Annotated in this window: 18 protein-coding genes; 10 read left to right on the forward strand and 8 right to left on the reverse strand. The window is 61.7% G+C overall.

Annotated features, from left to right (window positions below; genetic code table 11):
• Nucleotides 1-110: 110 nt before the first annotated feature.
• Nucleotides 111-314 carry a cold-shock protein gene (locus tag IE097_RS18480; protein WP_189462384.1) on the reverse strand — a complete coding sequence of 68 codons (204 nt, stop codon included), beginning with the start codon at nt 312-314 and terminating at the stop codon, nt 111-113.
• Between the two features lie 253 nt (nt 315-567).
• Between IE097_RS18480 and clpS the strand changes: the two genes are divergently transcribed.
• Both clpS and clpA read left to right on the forward strand, forming a co-directional pair.
• Entirely contained in the window at nt 568-879 is a 312-nt protein-coding gene (gene clpS, locus IE097_RS18485) for an ATP-dependent Clp protease adapter ClpS (protein ID WP_189462385.1), read from the forward strand.
• The gene (gene clpA / locus IE097_RS18490) at nt 876-3143 is read left to right on the forward strand and encodes an ATP-dependent Clp protease ATP-binding subunit ClpA (protein WP_189462386.1); all 2268 of its coding nucleotides are present in this window, start codon (nt 876-878) and stop codon (nt 3141-3143) included. Before clpS ends, clpA begins: the two co-directional genes overlap by 4 nt.
• A gap of 63 nt (nt 3144-3206) precedes the next feature.
• Here clpA and IE097_RS18495 read toward each other — a convergent pair whose 3' ends face one another.
• From IE097_RS18495 to ffh, 7 genes are all read right to left on the reverse strand, one after another.
• Nucleotides 3207-4031: a mechanosensitive ion channel family protein gene (locus tag IE097_RS18495; RefSeq protein ID WP_229797661.1), complete on the reverse strand. Its 825-nt coding sequence runs from the start codon at nt 4029-4031 to the stop codon at nt 3207-3209.
• Nucleotides 4032-4116: 85 nt separating this feature from the next.
• Nucleotides 4117-5022, reverse strand: coding sequence for a site-specific tyrosine recombinase XerD (gene xerD / locus IE097_RS18500; protein WP_189462388.1), 906 nt, complete (start codon nt 5020-5022; stop codon nt 4117-4119).
• 295 nt (nt 5023-5317) lie between these two features.
• Nucleotides 5318-5698, reverse strand: a complete 381-nt coding sequence (gene rplS, locus IE097_RS18505) for a 50S ribosomal protein L19 (RefSeq protein WP_189462389.1) — start codon at nt 5696-5698, stop codon at nt 5318-5320.
• Nucleotides 5699-5727: 29 nt separating this feature from the next.
• Complete coding sequence (gene trmD, locus IE097_RS18510; RefSeq protein WP_189462390.1) at nt 5728-6498, reverse strand: tRNA (guanosine(37)-N1)-methyltransferase TrmD; 771 nt, start codon at nt 6496-6498, stop codon at nt 5728-5730.
• 5 nt (nt 6499-6503) lie between these two features.
• Entirely contained in the window at nt 6504-6986 is a 483-nt protein-coding gene (gene rimM / locus IE097_RS18515) for a ribosome maturation factor RimM (protein WP_229797662.1), read from the reverse strand.
• A 58-nt stretch (nt 6987-7044) separates the two neighbouring features.
• On the reverse strand, nt 7045-7296 hold the full coding sequence (gene rpsP / locus IE097_RS18520) for a 30S ribosomal protein S16 (protein WP_070530711.1): 252 nt from the start codon (nt 7294-7296) through the stop codon (nt 7045-7047).
• Nucleotides 7297-7396: 100 nt separating this feature from the next.
• A complete protein-coding gene (gene ffh, locus IE097_RS18525; protein ID WP_189462391.1) occupies nt 7397-8746 on the reverse strand; it encodes a signal recognition particle protein in 1350 nt (449 codons plus the stop codon).
• Between the two features lie 81 nt (nt 8747-8827).
• On the opposite strand from ffh, the gene IE097_RS18530 reads away from it, so the two are divergent.
• The 8 genes from IE097_RS18530 to IE097_RS18565 all read left to right on the forward strand — a co-directional run bounded on the left by IE097_RS18530 (nt 8828) and on the right by IE097_RS18565 (nt 16513).
• The gene (locus IE097_RS18530; RefSeq protein ID WP_189462392.1) at nt 8828-9634 is read left to right on the forward strand and encodes a cytochrome C assembly family protein; all 807 of its coding nucleotides are present in this window, start codon (nt 8828-8830) and stop codon (nt 9632-9634) included.
• A gap of 45 nt (nt 9635-9679) precedes the next feature.
• Nucleotides 9680-10936 (forward strand): HlyC/CorC family transporter, encoded by a 1257-nt coding sequence (locus tag IE097_RS18535; protein ID WP_189462393.1) that lies wholly within the window; start codon nt 9680-9682, stop codon nt 10934-10936.
• A 115-nt stretch (nt 10937-11051) separates the two neighbouring features.
• Nucleotides 11052-12758 carry a type IV-A pilus assembly ATPase PilB gene (gene pilB / locus IE097_RS18540; protein WP_189462394.1) on the forward strand — a complete coding sequence of 569 codons (1707 nt, stop codon included), beginning with the start codon at nt 11052-11054 and terminating at the stop codon, nt 12756-12758.
• Nucleotides 12759-12785: 27 nt separating this feature from the next.
• On the forward strand, nt 12786-14009 hold the full coding sequence (locus IE097_RS18545; RefSeq protein WP_189462395.1) for a type II secretion system F family protein: 1224 nt from the start codon (nt 12786-12788) through the stop codon (nt 14007-14009).
• Nucleotides 14009-14887 carry a prepilin peptidase gene (locus IE097_RS18550; protein WP_189462396.1) on the forward strand — a complete coding sequence of 293 codons (879 nt, stop codon included), beginning with the start codon at nt 14009-14011 and terminating at the stop codon, nt 14885-14887. Before IE097_RS18545 ends, IE097_RS18550 begins: the two co-directional genes overlap by 1 nt.
• Entirely contained in the window at nt 14884-15504 is a 621-nt protein-coding gene (coaE, locus tag IE097_RS18555) for a dephospho-CoA kinase (RefSeq protein ID WP_229797663.1), read from the forward strand. Before IE097_RS18550 ends, coaE begins: the two co-directional genes overlap by 4 nt.
• Entirely contained in the window at nt 15480-16331 is an 852-nt protein-coding gene (gene zapD, locus IE097_RS18560; protein ID WP_268247095.1) for a cell division protein ZapD, read from the forward strand. The genes coaE and zapD overlap by 25 nt, the downstream gene beginning before the upstream one ends.
• The gene (locus IE097_RS18565; protein WP_229797664.1) at nt 16328-16513 is read left to right on the forward strand and encodes a DNA gyrase inhibitor YacG; all 186 of its coding nucleotides are present in this window, start codon (nt 16328-16330) and stop codon (nt 16511-16513) included. The genes zapD and IE097_RS18565 overlap by 4 nt, the downstream gene beginning before the upstream one ends.
• The last annotated feature ends 22 nt before the right edge of the window (nt 16514-16535 follow it).

Here is a 16535-nt window from a genome sequence, read left to right on the forward strand (position 1 = left end):
GACGATGCAAGCCCCGCGTCATGCGGGGCTTTTTCTTGTCCGGCGTCCGTCGGAACGCGCACAATGAAAAAGCCCCGCATGAAGCGGGGCTTTTCAAACACCGGAAACGCTTAGGCGCCCTGGATGTTCGCAGCTTGCTTGCCTTTCGGACCTTGCGCGACTTCGAAGTTCACGCGCTGGCCTTCCTTCAGGGTCTTGAAGCCCGGCATGTTGATCGCGGAGAAGTGAGCGAAGATGTCCTCGCCGCCTTCGTCCGGGGTGATGAAGCCGAAGCCCTTGGAATCATTGAACCACTTAACGGTACCCGTTGCCATTTGGCGTCTTTCTCCAAAAAAACTGTTAACGCATTGCACCCTTGCGGGCGTTCAGGTTTGACATCAAGGCCTGCACAACGGGAATACCGATACGGCATGATGCTTGGCTATCAAACGCCGTTCATTTTTACGCGACATTGACGAAAAAGGTCAAGCAGATTGCTGGGCGAAATTATTGAGTGTTGTTTGCCCGGCACGCTTGAAAAGCCCCCCTCACAGACCAAAATAAAAGAGCGGAGACAATTGGAAAATCATGGCGACACAGCATCAACTCGACCCGCAACTCGTTCATCAGGAACAGCGCGCCGCACCACCGCCGATGTACCGGGTGGTTTTGCTCAACGACGACTACACCCCGATGGAGTTTGTTGTCGACGTGCTCCAGCAGTTTTTTGCGCTGGGCCTTGAACAAGCCACGGTCGTGATGCTCAAAGTCCATAACGAGGGCCGCGGAATCTGCGGGGTATATCCCCGGGACATCGCAGCCACCAAGGTCAGTCAGGTTGACCAGTACGCCCGCCAGCACCAACACCCGCTTCAATGCATCATGGAGGTGAACGAATGATCGCCCAGGAACTGGAAGTGAGCCTCCACATGGCCTTCATGGAGGCCAGACAGAAGCGTCACGAATACATTACGGTCGAGCACCTGCTGCTCGCACTGCTCGACAACCCGTCGGCCGCCGAAGTGCTGCGCGCATGCAGCGCCAACATCGACGAGCTGCGCCGCCAGCTGTCCGACTTCGTCACCGAGCACACCCCGGTCGTTTCCGGGACCGGTGAGGTCGAAACCCAGCCGACCATCGGCTTCCAGCGCGTGATCCAGCGCGCGATCCTGCACGTGCAGAGCTCGGGCAAGAAGGAAGTGACCGGCGCCAACGTGCTGGTGGCGATCTTTGGCGAAAAGGACAGCCATGCGGTGTACTTCCTGCACCAGCAGGGCATCACCCGGCTCGACGTCGTCAACTTCATCTCGCACGGCATCGCCAAGGCCGGGGGCGGCGCGCAACCTGCGCCGAAGCAGGAATCGTCCGGCGAGGAACACGAAGGCGAGGTTGCAGCCGGCGGCGCGCTGGAGAACTTCACCCTGAACCTGAACCAGCAGGCGCTCGCAGGCAAGATCGACCCGCTCATCGGCCGCGACAGCGAACTGGAACGCGTCGTGCAGATCCTCTGCCGTCGCCGCAAGAACAACCCGCTGCTGGTCGGCGAAGCCGGCGTCGGCAAGACCGCGATCGCCGAAGGTCTGGCACGCCAGATCGTCGAGGGCGACGTGCCGGACATTCTTGCCGACGCGACCGTCTATGCACTCGACATGGGTGCCCTGCTCGCCGGCACCAAGTACCGCGGCGACTTCGAGCAGCGGCTGAAGGCCGTGATCAAGCAGCTGACCGAGGAACGCAACGCGATCCTGTTCATCGACGAGATCCACACCCTCGTCGGCGCCGGTGCGGCCTCCGGCGGTACGCTCGATGCGTCCAACCTGCTCAAGCCGGCACTGTCGAACGGCACGCTCAAGTGCATCGGTGCGACGACCTACACCGAGTACCGCGGCATCTTCGAGAAGGACAACGCGCTGTCCCGCCGCTTCCAGAAGATCGACGTCGTCGAGCCGACCGTGCAGCAGACCGTCGAGATCCTCAAGGGCCTGAAGGAGAAGTTCGAATCGCATCATGGCGTGAAGTACACGCTGGCGGCACTGACGACCGCGGCCGAGCTGTCGGCCAAGTACATCAACGACCGTCACCTGCCGGACAAGGCGATCGACGTGATCGACGAAGCCGGGGCGGCACAGAAGATCCTGCCGCGCTCGAAGCAGAAAAAGACGATCAACAAGCACGAAATCGAGGAAATCGTCTCGAAGATCGCCCGGATTCCGCCCAAGAGCGTGTCCAATGACGACAAGAGCGCGCTGAAAACGCTGGATCGCGACCTGAAGAACGTCGTGTTCGGGCAGGACAAGGCGATCGAAGCACTGTCGACGTCGATCAAGATGGCCCGGGCCGGACTGGGCAACCCGCAGAAACCGATCGGCGCCTTCCTGTTCTCCGGTCCGACCGGGGTCGGCAAAACCGAGGTCGCGCGACAGCTCGCTTACACGCTCGGTATCGAGCTGATCCGCTTCGACATGTCCGAATACATGGAACGCCATGCGGTCAGCCGGCTGATCGGCGCGCCACCGGGCTATGTCGGGTTCGAACAGGGCGGCCTGATGACCGAAGCGGTCAACAAGCATCCGTATGCGGTGCTGCTGCTCGATGAAATCGAAAAGGCGCATCCGGACATCTTCAACGTCCTGCTGCAGGTGATGGACCACGGCACGCTGACCGACAACAACGGCCGCAAGGCGGACTTCCGCAACGTGATCCTGGTGATGACGACCAACGCGGGCGCCGAAAGCCTGAACCGGCCGGTGATGGGCTTTACCGCCAAAAAGGAAACGGGCGACGAGATGCAGGAAATCAAGCGCCTGTTCACGCCGGAGTTCCGCAACCGGCTGGATGCGGTGATTCCGTTCGCGCCGCTGTCGCACGAAATCATCCTGCAGGTGGTCGACAAGTTCCTGCTGCAACTGGAAATGCAGCTGCAGGAGAAGAAGGTCGATGCGCACTTCACGCCGGGGCTGAAGGACATGCTCGCAGAACAGGGTTTCGACCCGCTGATGGGTGCGCGTCCGATGGCCCGGCTGATTCAGGACACGATCCGCAAAGCGCTGGCGGACGAGCTGCTGTTCGGTCGCCTGACCCACGGTGGCGACGTGACAATCGATGTCGACGACGACGGCAAGGTCGTGCTCGACTTCCCGGTCACCGAGCCTGTCCCGGCCTGATCTGTCGAACCGCAAAAAAACAAACCCCGCTTCGGCGGGGTTTGTTTTCGTTGTGGCAACTGCTTAGGGCTGCTGCACGATCACCGTCTGCGCCGGCATCGGTGCCGGGAAATCGGCGCCGAGCACGTCCTTGATCGTCTTGTTGGTATCGAAATAGACCTGCCAGTAGTTGTCGTTGTGGCAGTACGGTCGCACCGCCAGCACCGGACCGACCAGATTGAATTCGAGAATCTCGACATCGACAGCCGGATCGGCCAGCACGTTCGGAATTGCGGCAATCCGCCCCTTCAGCGCGGCGATCGCGGCCTGATAGTCGGCAGCACCGGCCAGCTGTGCCTTGAGTTCGACACGGCGGAACGGATTGTGGGTGAAGTTCTGGATCGTGTCGGTAAAGATCTTGTTGTTGCCGATCAGCGTCAGCACGTTGTCCGGCGTGTTGATCGCCGTGGCAAACAGGCCGATCTCCTTGACCGTACCGGTCACGCCACCGGCGGTCACGAAGTCACCGACCTTGAACGGCCGCAGCACGATGATGAAGGCACCACCGGCAAAATTGGCCAGCAGCCCCGACCATGCCATGCCGACAGCCAGACCCAGTGCGGCGATCAGCGCAGCGAAGGTTGTCGTCTGAACGCCGAAGTAGCCGAGGATGCCGACCACCAGCAGGATGTTCAGCGTGACCGTGATCACCGAACCGACATAACGCAGTACGGTCGGATCGACCTTCTGCTTCTCCAGCGACTTCTGCACGAGGCCAACCGCAAACCCGATCAGCCATCGCCCGACCACCCAGAATACGATCGCGGCAAGGATTTTCACGCCGACCGCGGCCGCGTAGTCGGTGATCAGCGTCTGCAGCTGCCCGGCTTTCTGCAGACCTTCATTCACAATGCCAGATTCCGCCATGATTCCCCCCTTAAGTTCGGCTTGATCTTACATCAAGCTAGCATATGTGAAGCTGCCGACTTGCGCCTCAGCTTTTTTGGCGGGGATGGTAGCGGTGCAGCGCCCGAAGCCGGGCCCGGGCGACATGGGTGTAAATCTGCGTCGTACCGATGTCGGCGTGGCCGAGCAGGCTCTGTACGATACGCAGATCGGCGCCATGATCGAGCAGGTGCGTCGCAAACGCATGCCGCAGAACATGCGGACTGAGCTTGGCGGCGTCGATGCCCGATTCGACTGCATACTGCTTGATGACGTACCACGCGCCTTGCCGGGTCATCGGCTCGCCCCGCTGGTTGACGAAGACGGTGGGCGCGAACCGGCCGGCAACGAGCAACGCTCGCGCCTCGTTCAGATAGCGCTTGAGCCAGTCCTGCGCCACCTCGCCCACCGGCACCAGACGCTGCTTGTCACCCTTGCCGTGCAGCACTGCCAGATAGCCGTCGCCAAGATGCAGCGCATCGCTACCGAGCGCCACCAGTTCCGAAACACGCATGCCGGTCGCGTACATCAGCTCGAGCATCGCCCGATCGCGCAGGCCGGCGGCACTGCCGACGTCCGGCGCAGCCAGCAGCGCCCCGATCTGGTCTTCGGTCAGCGCCTTCGGCAACGGCCTGACCCGCCTGGGCGAGCGCAACGTCTCGGTCGGATCGTCACCGATGCGCTCCATCTGCTGCCAGTGCCGGTAGAACTTGCGCAGACTGGCCAACCGCCGTGCCAGCGTCGCCGCCTTGAGTGTCCGCGCCTGCCGTGCCAGGAAGGCCTGGACGTCATCACGGCTGGCTGCCAGCAGCGCGATGCCGCTTTCGTTCAGCCAGTCGGCCCAGATGCCGAGATCGAGCCTGTAGCTGTTGACGGTATGGGTAGCCAGCTGCTCCGCCAGCCAGATCGCGTCGACAAACTCGTCGATCAGCGCCTCGTCTTCCGGTCGCTTCATTGCATCCCGCCCTCGTGCCCCGGCAGGCGAAGCTGGATTGACAACCGATTCGACCCGCACGCGCGGCCCGCATCATGTGCACTCGGACCTGTTGAAAATCTGCACCCCGGCCGCTGGCCACCATCGGCATTCAAGGGAACATGGGCGACTTGCATGGTAAGTATGGCTTGATGGTCGTTGTGGTCGATCTGGTTTGTCATGACGGAACTTCTCGGCCGGCACATCCGTGCAGAATACGCCGCGCATAAAAAAACGCGGAGCCAAGGCTCCGCGTTTTCCGCAGCAGGACGTCGCCTTAGTTGGCGGCTGCCACAGCCTTGCGGGCCGGCAGCTTTTCCTTGATGCGGGCCGACTTGCCCGAACGATCGCGGAGGTAGTACAGCTTGGCGCGACGGACATCACCGCGACGCTTCACTTCGATCGAAGCGACCAGCGGCGAGAAGGTCTGGAACGTACGCTCGACGCCTTCGCCCGACGAAATCTTGCGGACGATGAACGAGCTGTTCAGGCCGCGGTTGCGCTTGGCAATCACGACACCCTCATAAGCCTGCAGACGCTCACGCGTACCTTCCTTCACCTTGACCTGGACGATCACGGTGTCACCCGGTGCGAATTCCGGCACGGTCTTGCCCAGGCGAGCGATTTCTTCTTGTTCGAGTTGCTGAATCAGGTTCATTGCATTACTCCTTGCGAAGCTTGTTCCTTCTACCCTTGGCCGGGTGAGTCTGCGGACTCGGACTGAAATTCAGCCAGAAGACGAGCTTCCTCTTTGGAAAGCTGGCGATCCGCGAGCAGATCCGGGCGACGCAACCAGGTGCGACCCAGCGCTTGCTTCAAACGCCAGCGACGTATGTTGGCATGATTTCCCGAAAGCAGGACTTCCGGAACCGCCATGCCGCGGTAATCCTCTGGACGGGTGTAATGCGGACAATCCAGCAACCCATCCACAAACGAATCTTCTTCGGCACTCGCCTGGGTATTGAGCACCCCGGGCCAGAGCCTGGCAATCGCATCGATCAGCACCATGGCCGGCAGCTCGCCGCCGGACAGCACATAATCGCCGATCGATATTTCCTCGTCGACCTGCCGCTGGATCAGCCGCTCATCGACGCCTTCGTACCGGCCGCACAACAACACCAGTCCGTCCAGCCCGGCCAGTTCGACCGCCTTGGCATGCGACAGACGCTGCCCTTGCGGCGACAGGTAAACCACCCGACTCGCCACGCCGCGTTCGTGTTGCCGCACTTTGGCGGCTTCGATCGCCAGCTCGAGCGGCTCGGGCTGCATCACCATGCCGGGACCGCCACCGAAGGGACGATCGTCGACACGCCGATAATTGTCGGAGGTGAAGTCGCGCGGATTCCACGTCTGCAACGCGAAAACGCCGAGTTCCACCGCCCGCCGCGTCACCCCGGACCGGGTGATCGCGTCGAACATTTCCGGAAACAGCGTGACGACGTCGATCTGCCGCGTCATACCGTTCAGTAGTCCAGACCCCAGTCGACCGTAATGCTGCGCGCTTCGGTATCGACCTTCAGCACGACCGGCGCCACGAAAGGCAGCAGGCGCTCGGTTTCACCGTCACGCACCACCAGTACATCATTGGCACCGGTGGCGAACAGCTTGTCGACTACACCCAGCGACTCGGCGGCGGTATTGACCACCGTCATGCCGACCAGATCGGCCCAGTAATACTCGCCTTCGTCAGCAGCCGGCATCAGACTGCGCGGCACTGCAACTTCGCAACTCTTGAGCGCGAAAGCGGCATCACGGTCATCAACCCCGACCAGCTTGGCTGCCAGTTTCTTGGTATGCACTGCGCCCTCTTCGAGAACATAGGCATGCCATTCGCCGTTGCGCTTGAGCCACCACGTCTCGTAGTCGAGCAGGCTGTCGGCGAATTCGGTATCGGCGACGACGTTGAGCCAGCCACGAATGCCGAATGCCCCGCTGACGTAGCCCATGACGACGAGGTCGTCCGGGACAATCTGCGGGGCAGAAGCTGTGCGTACCACGGCGAGCTTACGCTGCGACCGGGGTGTAGCCCTTCAGCAGCTTGGCAACCGAGTCGTTCACTTGCGCGCCGACACCGATCCAGTAGTTGACGCGGTCCATAGCCAGACGCAGGCCTTCTTCGCTTTCAGCAGCCAGCGGGTTGTAGAAACCCACGCGCTCGATGAAGCGGCCGTCGCGGCGGTTGCGCGAATCGGAAACAACGACGTTGTAGAACGGGCGGTTCTTGGCGCCGCCGCGGGCAAGACGAATCACAACCATGTCAGATATCCAGTAAATCGGTTTATGCGAAACAGGCGATTGTACGAGAAAAAGTCAAGCCTGTACAAGCCCGTCGAGCGGCCATGCAGCGTCGGAACGTTCACATGCCCGGCAGCATGCCCTTCATGCCGCGCATCATTTTCATCATGCCGCCCTTGCTGAACTGCTTCATCATCTTCTGCGTCTGCTCGAACTGGTTGAGCAGCTTGTTCACTTCCTGAACCGAGACCCCGGCACCGGTAGCGATGCGGCGCTTGCGGCTGGCCTTGATCAGCTCGGGTTTCTTGCGCTCGGCCGGCGTCATCGAATTGATGATGCCTTCGATCCGTGCCACGGCCTTGTCGGTGACCTGCTGGTTCGCCATTTCACCAAGCTGGCCCATCCCCGGGAGCTTGTCGAGCAGCGCCGACATGCCGCCCATCTTCTTCATCTGGCCGATTTGCGCCTTGAAGTCTTCCAGGTCGAAGCCCTTGCCGGACTTGACCTTCTTCATCATCTTCAGCGCTTCGGCTTCGTCGACGGTCTTCTGCACGTCTTCGATCAGGCTCAGCACGTCGCCCATGCCGAGAATCCGGCTGGCCATCCGGTCCGGATAGAAAGGCTCGATCCCGGCGAGCTTTTCGCCCACGCCGATGAACTTGATCGGTTTGCCGGTAATGTGCCGGACCGACAGCGCCGCGCCACCACGCGAGTCACCGTCCATCTTGGTCAGCACGACGCCGGTCAGCGGCAGCGTTTCGTTGAACGCCTGCGCGGTGTTGACCGCATCCTGGCCCTGCATCGCGTCGACGACGAACAGTGTTTCCACCGGTTTGACCGCGGCATGGACCGCCTTGATTTCGACCATCATTGCTTCGTCGATGGCCAGACGACCGGCGGTGTCGACGATCAGTACGTCATGGAAATGCTTCTTGGCGTAATCGAGCGCCGCCAGCGCGATGTCGACCGGCTTCTGGCTCACGTCCGACGGGAAAAACTCGACTTCGAGCTGGCCGGCAATGGTCTTGAGCTGCTCGATCGCAGCCGGACGGTAAACGTCGGCCGAAACGACCAGTACCTTTTTCTTCTGCTCTTCCTTGAGCCGCTTGGCCAGCTTGCCGGTCGTCGTGGTCTTGCCGGCACCCTGCAGGCCGGCCATCAGCACCACGGCCGGTGGCACGGCGGCCAAGTTGAGGCCGTCGTTCTGCGCCCCCATCAGCTTGGTCAGCTCTTCATACACCACACCGACCAGCGCCTGCCCCGGCGTCAGACTGCCGATGACTTCCTGCCCCAGCGCCCGCACCTTGATGTCGGCGATGAAGCCCTTGACCACCGGCAGCGCGACATCGGCCTCGAGCAAGGCCATGCGCACTTCGCGCAGCGCGTCCTGGATGTTGTCCTCGGTCAGCCGGGCATTGCCGCGCAGCGTCTTGACGACCCCGGAGAGACGAGTGGACAGATTCTCAAGCATGAAGACGACCCTTTCCCGGCCCGCGCTGGCGCGACCGCTCTGTTAGACTGTGGATTCCCGCATTCTACCCGATTTAGCTTTGTGACCTGGCTCGCAGCTTCCGCGTTCGTCGTCTACCTCGGCCTGGGCTGGCATTTCTGCCGCACCCGCCTGTCTGCCGCCGCACCGCCGCGGCCGATGCTCGAGCACGGCCTGCTGCTGCTGGCGCTGGCACTGCACGGCCTGTCACTGTGGCCCCACCTCGCGCAAAGTCCGCTGCACTTCGGCGCGGCCGAAGCGCTCTCGCTGACGGCTTGGCTGGCCCTGCTGATCTATCTGCTCGGCCACCTCGCCTACCGGCTCGAAGGCCTGCAGCCGGTCCTGCTGGTCATCGTCTGCGCCCTGCTCGGTCTCAGCCTGCTCCTGCCACCGGGTCATGCGCTGACCTACCCACAAAGTGCGGTCTCGCGGCTGCACTTCCTGACCGCGATGCTGGCCTACGGCCTGTTCGTCAACGCCGCCGGTGTCGCCATCCTGATGCGGCTGGCCGACCGGCGCCTGCACCACGCCGATGCACATGTGCTGATCCGCCAGCTCCCCCCGCTTCTCGCCCTTGAACGGCTGCTGTTCGCCTGCGTTGGTGTCGGCTTTGCCATGCTCAGCATTGCGCTAATCACCGGTACGGTATTCGCCGAGCACATTTACGGCAGAACGCCCGGCATCGGCCACAAGATCGTCTTCTCGGTCGCCGCCTGGCTGTGCTTCGCGGCGCTGCTGCTCGGCCGCCATCTGCTCGGCTGGCGCGGCCGGATCGCGACCCGGATCACCCTCGGTGGCTGCGTCCTGCTGTTGCTGGGCTATGCCGGCACCCGTTTCGTGCTCGAAACACTGCTGCGCCACGGCGCCTGACCCCGCCCCTATACTGACCGAGCCCCCCCCCGACACGGACTCCGCGTGGAAGACACTCCCATCTCGGCCCTGTTTGCCGCCCTGCTGATCTGCCTGGCAAGCTCGGCGTTCTTCTCCGCAGCCGAAACCGCCATGATGGCCATCAACCGCTACCGCCTGACCGGCAAGGTCCGCCAGGGCCATCGTGCCGCGGTACGCACGCAGAACCTGCTGAACGAGACGGAGAAGCTGCTCGGCGTCATCCTGCTCGGCAACACCATCATCAATACCGCGTCGGCGACGCTTGCCACGCTGATTACGGCCCGGCTGTTTGCCGGCAACGAATTTGCCCTAGGCCTCGCCACACTGACGGTGGCATTCGCGATCCTGGTGTTCTCCGAAGCCACGCCCAAGGTCATTGCCGCCACCCACCCCGAACCGGTGGCTTTTTTTGCCAGCGGCCCGCTGGCCTTGCTGCTGCGGGTGTTCTATCCGGCGGTGTGGATCGTCAACGTCATCGTCGACGCGCTGTTGCGTGTACTGCGACTGCGCAAACGCAAAGACAGCAACACCGCGTTGTCACCGGACGAGCTGCGCTTGCTGGTGCTCGAATCGGGCCGCTTCATGGAAAAGAAGCACCACACGATTCTGCTCAACCTGTTCGAACTGGCCAAGGTCACCGTCGACGACGTCATGACGCCCCGCCACCAGATGGAAATGGTCGACCTCGAGCTCCCCGGCGACCTGTTGCGGCAGGAGCTGTTCACCAGCCACCACTCGCGCCTGCCCATTTTTGCCGGCAATCCCGACAACGTGCTCGGCATTCTGCCGGCCCGCAAACTGTTGTCACTGAGCGAGGCCGATACCGACGCCGACGCGGTGCGCTCGCTGATGCGTCAGCCCTACTTCATTCCGTCCGGCACCCCCCTGTTCACCCAGTTGCAGAACTTTCAGGAAAACCACCGACGCATGGGCCTCGTCGTCGACGAGTACGGCGAACTGCTCGGCCTCGTTACACTGGAAGACATCCTCGAACAGATGATCGGCGAATTCACCACCCATTCGCCGGCAAGCGGCGGCCAGCTGGCACGCCAGCCGGATGGCAGCCTGCTGCTCGACGGCTCGACCAGCCTGCGGGACCTCAACCGAAAGCTCAAGCTGGCCTTCCCGACCAGCGGCCCCAAAACGCTGAACGGCCTGATCCTCGAGTACTTCGAAGACATTCCGGAAGCCGGCACCTGCATGGTGATTGCCGGCCAGCGACTCGAAGTCGTGCAAACGCAGGATCGCAGCATCCGGATGGTGCGGCTGTATCCTCAATGAAACCATCCGGGGCGCCAACGCCCATGCCTTGGCGCACAGTGCTAGACTCTGCGCGAGGAGACGTCGGCGCGCGCCGCACGTACAAGACTAGACCCGAAGAGTCCTAGCGCAGCTCATGTCCACTACCCCCTCGATTTCCGGTCTCGCCCGCCTGCTGGTCCAGCATGGCCGGCTTGGCGACGCCGACGCCGAAGCACTGCAGAACAGCGCGAGCAGCAACAAGACCCCGTTCATCGCGCAACTGCTTCAAAGCGGCAAGATGAACGCCAAGGATGTCGCCGAATTCAGCGCCCAGGCGTTCGGCTACCCGCTGCTCGACCTCGACCAGATCGATACAGCCTACATTCCGCAGGGTGTACTCGACACCAAAGTGATGCAGGCGCAGCGGGTGGTCCCGCTGTTCAAGCGCGGCACGCGCCTGTTCATCGGCATTTCCGACATCACCAATCTGCAGGCTGCCGAGGAAGTCCGCTTCCAGACCGGTGCGCAGATCGAACCGATCGTCGTCGAAGACAACAAGCTGATCAAGCTGCTCGATCAGTTGCTCGAGGCATCCGGCGCCACGCTGAAGAACCTCGAGATGGACGAGTCCGAGCTCGAGATCAGCGGTGGCGACCCCGAACCGCAGACCGATGCAGCGAACATCGACGTCGACGACGCACCGGTGGTCAAGTACCTGCAGAAGATCCTGCTCGACGCAATCAACGCCGGCGCGTCGGACATCCATTTCGAGCCGTACGAAAAGTACTACCGGATCCGCTATCGCCAGGACGGCATCCTGCGGGAAATCGCCCAGCCGCCGCTGGCGATCAAGGAAAAGATCGCCTCGCGGATCAAGGTCATTTCCAAGCTCGACATTTCCGAAAAACGCGTGCCTCAGGACGGCCGGATGAAGCTGGTCCTGTCGAAGAGCCGCGCCATCGACTTCCGGGTCTCGACGCTGCCGACCCTGCACGGCGAAAAGATCGTCATGCGGATTCTCGATCCGACGTCGGCCACGCTCGGCATCGACGCGCTCGGCTACGAGCCGGACCAGAAGGCCGCATTGCTCGATGCGGTCAGCCGCCCCTATGGCATGGTACTGGTTACCGGGCCGACCGGCTCGGGCAAGACGGTCTCGCTGTATACCTGTCTGAACATCCTCAACGAGCCTGGCACCAATATCTCGACGGCCGAAGACCCGGCCGAAATCAACCTGCCCGGTGTCAATCAGGTCAACGTGAACGACAAGGCCGGGCTCACCTTTTCGGCGGCACTCAAGGCCTTTCTGCGTCAGGATCCTGACATCATCATGGTCGGCGAAATCCGCGACCTCGAAACCGCCGACATTGCGATCAAGGCAGCGCAGACCGGCCACATGGTGTTCTCGACGCTGCACACCAACGACGCGCCAGGTACGCTGACCCGGCTGCTCAACATGGGCGTTGCTCCGTTCAACGTCGCCAGTTCGGTCATCCTGATCACGGCCCAGCGGCTGGCTCGCCGTCTGTGCTCCCAATGCAAGGCACCAGCCGACATTCCCGCCGAAGCGCTGCTTCGCGCGGGTTTTTCCGAGGCTGAACTGGACGGCAGCTGGAGTCCGTACAGGGCCGTTGGCTGCGACGTCTGCAAGGGCACCGGCTACAAGGGACGCGTCGGCATCTATCAGGTCATGCCGATTTCGGACGAAATGAACCGGATCATCATGAAGAACGGCACATCGATCGACATCGCCGACCAAGCGCGCCGCGAAGGCGTGCGCGACCTGCGGCAGTCCGGCCTGCTGAAAGTAAAACAGGGCATGACCTCGCTCGAAGAAGTCATGGCCGTCACCAACGAATAATTCGCAGAACAAGACGGGGAGAGCGCGATGGGAGTTCAGGCGAAAGCCGCTGCGGTCAAGGAAATGACCTTCGTCTGGGAAGGCAAGGACCGCAATGGCAAGACGATCAAGGGCGAAATGCGGGCGGCGGGCGAGGCAATTCTGAAGAATCACCTGCGCCGCCAGGGCATCAACGTTGTCCGGATCAAGAAACAGCGCAACAAGGGCGGTCGGCGCATCACCGAGCAGGACATCACCATGTTCACCCGCCAGCTGGCGACCATGCTCAAGTCCGGCGTCCCGCTGCTGACCTCGTTCGACATTGTCGCAAAGGGGCATTCGAATCCGTCGGTCACCAAGCTGCTGATGGAGATCAAGAACGACATCGAAACCGGTTCGTCGCTGACGCAGGCGTTCCGCAAGCACCCGGCCTACTTCGACGCCCTGTACTGCAACCTGATCCAGGCCGGCGAACAGGCCGGTATTCTCGACAGCCTGCTGGCACGACTGGCGACATACAAGGAAAAAATCCTCGGCGTCAAAAAGAAGATCAAGTCAGCCATGTTCTACCCGACCGCGGTGATCGTTGCCGCCTTCGTCATCACCGCCGTGATCATGATTTTCGTCATTCCGGCATTCAAGGACCTGTTCTCCAGCTTCGGCGCGGACCTCCCGGGCCCGACGCTGATGGTGATCGCGCTGTCCGACCTGTTTGTCAGCTATTGGTGGCTGATCTTCGGCGGGATCTTCGGTGGGTTCTGGCTGTTCATGAAAACCTGGCGACGTTCGGTGGCAATGCAGATTTTCATGGACCGCCTGATCCTGAAGCTGCCGGTACTTGGTGAAATCGTCAAAAACGCGACCATCGCACGCTGGTCAAGAACCTTGTCGACGATGTTTGCCGCTGGCGTTCCCTTGGTTGACTCGCTCGATTCGGTCGGCGGCGCCGCAGGCAACCACCTGTACAAAATTGCCACGGCGAAAATCCAAGCCGAGGTAAGCACCGGTACCAGCCTGACGCTGGCGATGCAAAACACCAATGTCTTTCCGAACATGGTCATGCAGATGGTGTCGATCGGCGAAGAATCCGGTGCGCTCGACGCGATGCTCGGCAAGGTTGCCGATTACTACGAAGAAGAGGTCGACAACGCCGTCGAAGCGTTGTCGAGCCTGATGGAGCCGATCATCATGGTTGTGCTCGGCACGCTGATCGGTGGCTTGGTCATCGCAATGTACCTGCCGATTTTCAAGATGGGCGAGGCAGTGGGTTGATGGACTCGAGTTTGTTCACCGTTCTGCAGGAGAACCCGCCGCTGTTCGGCGGGTTTCTGTTCGTACTCGGTCTGCTGGTCGGCAGCTTCCTGAACGTGGTCATTCACCGCCTGCCGAAAATGATCGAGGCCGACTTCCGCCACGAATGTGCCTGCGTCGACCTGCCGCTCGACGCAGAGCAACCGCCAAAGCCGCGCTACAACCTGATGACGCCGCGTTCGGCCTGCCCGCATTGCGGCCACCAGATCGGCGCGCTCGAAAACGTTCCGGTTGTCAGCTGGCTGCTGTTGCGTGGCCGCTGTCGTGGTTGCAAGGCAGCAATCAGTCCACGCTATCCGCTCATAGAACTGGCCACTGCAGCGCTCACGGCCTGGGTCGGCCTGCATCTCGGCGCCGGCTTCGCAGGTGCCGCGGGAATCCTGCTCACCTGGGCACTGATCGCGCTGGTTGTCATTGATGCCGACACCTATCTGTTGCCCGACTCCGTCACGCTTCCGTTGCTCTGGCTGGGTCTGCTGGTCAACCTCAGCGCCACCTTTGTACCGCTGTCACAGGCAGTGGTGGGCGCCATGGCCGGCTACCTGATCCTGTGGGGCATTTTCTGGCTGTTCAAGCTTGCCACCGGCAAGGAAGGCATGGGCTACGGCGACTTCAAACTGCTTGCCGCGCTGGGTGCCTGGTTCGGCTGGACCGCGCTACCGATCATCGTTCTGCTCTCGTCGGTTGCCGGCGCAGTGATCGGCATTGCCCAGGTGGTTGCCGCGAAACGTGGCTGGAGCAAGCCGATTCCGTTCGGCCCCTACCTCGGCATCGCAGGATGGCTAACGCTGATGTGGGGTGGTGACCTTGGTCGCATGCTGTTCAGCGGATTGGGATGATCATGCAGCTGATCGGACTCACGGGCGGCATTGCCAGCGGCAAATCAACCGTCAGTGCACTGTTTACGCAGCATGGCGTGCCCGTGATCGACGCCGACGTCATCGCACACAGACTGTCGCAGCCCTCGTCACCGGCGCTTGAAGCCATTCGCAGCACCTTCGGTCCGGATGCCGTCGACGCTCATGGCGCGTTGGCTCGCGACTGGATGCGTCAGCACGTCTTCGGTCACGCCGAAGCACGAACCCGACTCGAAGCCATTCTGCATCCGCTGATCCTCGCCGAACTGGATCAAGGGGTCGCAGCCCTGCCTTCAGAGACGAACTACGCGTTGATCGCAGTGCCACTCCTGTTCGAAGCCAAAGGCTTTCGTGAGCGGGTTGCCCGGGCGCTGGTGGTCGATTGCAGCGAGGAACGCCAACGCCAGCGGCTGATGAATCGGCCGGGCATGAATGACGAGCTCGCCGACGCCATCATCGCCAGCCAGTTACCACGGCAAACGCGCCTCCAGTACGCCGACGACATCATCGACAATGAGGGATCGCTTGAGGAACTGGCCGAGGCGGTCGCCCTTCAGCATCAGCGCTACCTGACTTGGTCGGCAGCGGCCTCACCTTAATCATTCCGCCGGGTTTCCAAAATGTTTCCCTTGCTGCAGAATTGCATATCTTTGCCGCTGAGCGCACCGTGATCAGCTACGAATTCCCCATCAACGAGCGCATCCGCACGCTGCTGCGTCTGGAGAACCTCTACAACCGCACCGCCCATTTTGTCGCCGGTGCGCACGCGCTCGACCATCACAGCGCGCTGCTGGGGATTTTCGAGATCATGGAAGTCGCCAGCCGCGCCGACCTGAAATCGGACCTGTTGCAGGAACTAGAGCGGCAGCGGCAGACATTGACCGGCTTGCGCCACAATCCGCAGATTTCAGAAGCAGCACTGGAAAAAGTACTTGACGACATCGAAGGTACCCACGGCAGGCTGTTGCAGATGACCGGCAAGTTTGGCCAGTTTCTGCGCGACAATGAATGGCTGATGGCGATCAAGCAACGAGCCAATATTCCTGGCGGAGTCTGCGAGTTCGATCTGCCGTCCTACCATTACTGGTTGCAGCAACCCGCGCCGCGCCGGCAATCCGACCTTGATCGCTGGTTCACGCCGCTGCTGCCGATCAAGCACGCACTCGACATTGTGCTTCGACTGTTGCGCGATTCGGCCAAGGTCTGTCACTACACGGCCAAGAACGGCAATTTCCAGCAGATGTCCGGCGGCAAATCGGTTCAACTGCTCAAGGTCAGTCTGATTTCGGACCTGCCCGCAGTTCCCGAACTCTCGGCCAACCGTTACGCCATCAACATCCGTTTCATGCTGCCGTCGACCTCAGGCGAACGTGCTCGCTCGGTCGATGCCGACGTCGACTTCTCGTTGAGTTACTGCAATCTGTGAAATCGCGAACCGTCTCCTGCCCGCAATGCGGTGAGCCTGCCGTCTATGGCCCGGACAACCCGTTCCGGCCTTTTTGCAGTCGCCGCTGCCGCCTGATCGACCTTGGTCAATGGGCGGATGAAAGCTACCGCATTCCCGCGGCCGAGCCCGCCCAGGGCGACGTACCGCCGCTCGACGCCTGATCGAACCGGCGTCACGGCATTT

The organism is Jeongeupia chitinilytica (assembly GCF_014652315.1).
GTDB classification, from domain to species: domain Bacteria; phylum Pseudomonadota; class Gammaproteobacteria; order Burkholderiales; family Chitinibacteraceae; genus Jeongeupia; species Jeongeupia chitinilytica.